Raw genomic sequence first — 2967 nt, 5'->3', positions numbered from 1 at the left:
GACCTCTTCCATTTCCTCAGGTGTCACACCTGAAAGAAGATCACAACCCTACTCCTGCGTGATCATCCGGGGTACCTAACAAAGCCCTACTAGTGGCCTGAGTCTTTATTTCACTGTAGAAGTAAGCTTCTTTCATGGCGCGTATGGGTCGGCCGACGGTCGAGGTGGTTCTGACGGACGAGGAGCGGGAGACGTTGCTGCGCTGGTCGCGGCGGGCGACGTCGTCACAGGCGCTCGCGTTGCGGTGCCGGATCGTGTTGGCCTGTGCGGCGGGCGGGTCAAATACCGTGGTTGGTGCGGAGGTTGGGGTACATCCGGTCACGGTGGCCAAGTGGCGCAAGCGGTTCGCGTCCGATCGGCTTCAGGGCCTGTCGGACGAGCCGCGCCCGGGGCCGCCTCGCACGGTGAGCGACGAGAAGGTCGAGGAAAGGACGTCCGCGTCGCGGCCGTGATCACCACGCTGGGAGCCTCACTCGCCCACCAGAAGTTCCCCACCACCGCTGTCGGCTATCGCCAACTCATCGCCTGGGCAGGGTCGTTCGGCGTCCTGCGTCGTGCCGGTGTCGAGTGCACCGGATCTTACGGGGCCGCACTGACCAGGGCTCTGAACCGGGCGGGCATCGACGTCGTCGAGGTCAACCAGCCCGACCGCGCCACCCGGCGCAAGCGCGGCAAGACCGATGCCATCGACGCGGACGCGGCCGCTCGCGCCGTCCTGTCGGGACGCGCCACGGTCACCCCCAAGACCGCGGACGGCCCTGCGGCGGACATGCGCGTCCTGCGGCTGGCCAAGGAATCGGCAATCAAGGCCCGCACCCAGGCGATGAACCAGCTCAAGGCCGTCCTGCTGGACATCGACCCCGACCTGCGCGATCTGCTCACCGGCCTGACCAACCCGGCTCTGGTCGCCACCTGCGCGGCACTTGTCGACGAACGGGACGAGGCAGTCTTCACCATGCGCCTGCTCGCCATGCGGATCCAGCACCTGTCCGCGGAGGTCAAGGAGCTGACCCGCCGCACCACCCGGGCCGTCCGCTCCTGCCGACCTCAGATGCTGGACCTGGTCGGCGTCGGCCCCGACAGCGCCGCCGTCCTGCTCATCGCCGCAGGTGACAACCCTGACCGCCTCACGGACGAGGCATCCTTCGCTGCCCTGTGCGGCGTCAGCCCGGTCGAGCAGTCCTCCGGCAAGACCCAGCGCCGGCGCCTGAATCGCGGTGGTAACCGGCAGGCCAACGCCGCCCTCTACCGCATCGTGATGACCCGCATACGCTGGGACGAACGCACCCAGGCTTACCTGCAACGACGCACCGCCGAAGGCATGTCCAAGCGCGAGATCATCCGCTGTCTCAAACGCTACGTGGCCCGCGAGCTCTACCGGCACATCCAGCCTCCGACGGCCACACAGGCACCTTCAGCCGCTTGACGAAACATAGGGGCATCTTTTCACCGCACCTGACGACCAAGCGATGCCAGCGCGTCGGTGACTGGGCCGCCACCAATAACGTCGAGATCGCCTACACCCCGACCAACAGCTCCTGGCTCAACCGGATCGAGGCCCAGTTCACCGCCCTGCGCTACTTCACCCTCGACGGCACCGACCACGCCACCCACAAGGAACAGGGCAGCATGATCCGCCGCTACATCATCTGGCGAAACCGCCATGCCGGCGACCGGCGCCTACGTGCCGTCGTCGAAAGGGCAAACGTTGCCTGATCCGGCACTAGACAGACCGCCGTCTCGCATGAGACGGCGGTCTGTCTAGTCGTACGAGGGCCCTGGTCCGTCAGGGTGTCACAGCTTGCGGGCGAGGCCGCCGTGCTCGCCGATGGGTTCCGGGGTGGGGGAAGTGGGGTCAGGGCGCCAGAAGGGGACCGAGACGACGCCGGGGTCCAAAAGTTCCAGGCCGTCGAAGAACGCCGCGATTTCGTCGACGGGGCGCAGGAAGTACGGTACGGCGCCGGTTTCGTTGTACGCGTCCTGGGCCTGTTCGTAGTCGGCGTCGGTGCCCCGTGAACCGTCGTTGATGGAGAGGTAGCTGCCGGACGGCAGTCCGTCCATCAGGCGGGTGACGGTGGCGCGTGCCTGTTCGTAGTCGGCGACGTGGCCCAGGATGTTGCTGAGAATCAGGGCGGTGGGGCGGGTGAGGTCCAGCGTCTCGGCGGCGGCCGCCAGGATGCGATCAGGGTCGGACAGGTTGGCGTCGACGTAGGCGGTCGCCCCCTCGGGAGTGGAGGTGAGCAGGGCACGGGCGTGCGCGAGGACCATCGGGTCGTGGTCGACGTAGACGATCCTGGTCTCGGGGGCGAGCCGCTGAGCGACCTCATGGGTGTTGTCCACAGTCGGCAGACCGGTCCCGACGTCCAGGAACTGCCGGATGCCCTCCTCGGTGACCAGGTACGTGAGGGTGCGGCGCAGGAAGGCACGGCTGCTGCGAGCGATGGTGACGATGCCGGGGAAGACGGCGCTGTACGCGTCGCCGGCTTCCTCGTCAACGGGGTAGTTGTCTTTCCCGCCCAGCCAGTAGTTCCAGATCCGGGCCGAGTGCGGCACCGACATATCGATCTTCTGATGCACCGCCGGTCCGGGCGACGTCGCGTGGTCGGTCATGGGTACCGTCCGTCTTTCAACCGAGGAGTGAACTGTCAACGCACAACCTACGTCCCAACAATCTGGATGCGTACATCAGTTCACGTCTCCGGCGGGTTCGATCGGTGTCAATCCCCTTGAACTGTGCAGCTCTTCCTATTCCAGCCAGTCCCACGGTGAGGCCGACCCAGTGCTGCTCTTGCACCCACACACGCTGTGTAGTCGGCTGGTGTTGTAGAAGTCGGTGATCCAGGTGGCGATCCTGATCCTGTGGGGCTCAAGAACACGAATATTTGAGCCTGGTCGGGTACACCGTCTCACGCGCCACCGACAGTTCGACGTAGGTCCACCACCTCAGGCCCGAGACACTGCGCTGTT

2 protein-coding genes and 3 pseudogenes are annotated in these 2967 nt (G+C 66.0%); 3 read left to right on the top strand and 2 right to left on the bottom strand.

Annotation, left to right across the window (positions count from 1 at the left end; translation table 11 throughout):
- Positions 1 to 134: 134 nt before the first annotated feature.
- The 3 genes and pseudogenes from ACWD6R_RS40205 to ACWD6R_RS40195 all read left to right on the top strand — a co-directional run.
- Entirely contained in the window at positions 135 to 452 is a 318-nt protein-coding gene (locus tag ACWD6R_RS40205) for a helix-turn-helix domain-containing protein (protein ID WP_451823289.1), read from the top strand.
- Positions 428 to 1426 (top strand): annotated as a pseudogene (locus ACWD6R_RS40200) (IS110 family transposase); the annotation flags it as partial. The gene ACWD6R_RS40205 and the pseudogene ACWD6R_RS40200, both read left to right, overlap by 25 nt.
- A 17-nt stretch (positions 1427 to 1443) precedes the next feature.
- Positions 1444 to 1716, top strand: a pseudogene (locus ACWD6R_RS40195) (IS630 family transposase); the annotation flags it as partial.
- Positions 1717 to 1794: 78 nt separating this feature from the next.
- On the opposite strand, the gene ACWD6R_RS40190 reads toward ACWD6R_RS40195, so the two are convergent.
- Both ACWD6R_RS40190 and ACWD6R_RS40185 read right to left on the bottom strand, forming a co-directional pair.
- Entirely contained in the window at positions 1795 to 2610 is an 816-nt protein-coding gene (locus ACWD6R_RS40190) for an SAM-dependent methyltransferase (RefSeq protein WP_451823288.1), read from the bottom strand.
- Between the two features lie 274 nt (positions 2611 to 2884).
- Positions 2885 to 2967: pseudogene (locus ACWD6R_RS40185) on the bottom strand (DNA mismatch repair protein MutT); the annotation flags it as partial.

It is taken from the genome of Streptomyces sp. NPDC005151 (genome assembly GCF_053599875.1).
The sequence above is the reverse complement of the archived record's forward strand: the minus strand, read 5'-3'. Positions and strand labels throughout refer to the sequence as shown.

Coding starts and splice junctions, on each gene's coding strand:
- ACWD6R_RS40190 (WP_451823288.1), bottom strand. CDS start 2,610: ATGACCGACCACGCGACGTCGCCCGGACCGGCGGTGCATCAGAAGATC.
- ACWD6R_RS40205 (WP_451823289.1), top strand. CDS start 135: ATGGCGCGTATGGGTCGGCCGACGGTCGAGGTGGTTCTGACGGACGAG.